This window comes from Paraburkholderia sp. SIMBA_053 (assembly GCF_046534895.1).
GTDB classification, from domain to species: domain Bacteria; phylum Pseudomonadota; class Gammaproteobacteria; order Burkholderiales; family Burkholderiaceae; genus Paraburkholderia; species Paraburkholderia caledonica.
In genome coordinates, this window is record NZ_JAWRXU010001804.1 from 1 (window position 1) to 233 (window position 233).

1 pseudogene is annotated in these 233 nt (G+C 70.0%); it reads left to right on the forward strand.

The annotated features are described in order from the left end of the window. Nucleotides 1–233: pseudogene (locus SB753_RS41735) on the forward strand (LysR family transcriptional regulator); the annotation flags it as partial.

Here is a 233-nt window from a genome sequence, read left to right on the forward strand (position 1 = left end):
GCAGCGTCCGGCTGACGGAAGCCGGACAGCAGCTCGTCGACAGCACGAGCGGGCAATATGCGCAGATCGCCGCCAGCTTCGCGCAGGTCCGCGAGCTGTCGGGCGTGCCGCGCGGGCTCGTGCGCGTGACGGCGCCTGTCGCGTTCGCGCGGCAGCAACTGGTGCCGAAGGTGCCCGAGTTTCTGGTGGCCAATCCCGAGGTTCGGGTGCAACTGGAGGTGTCGGACAGGCTC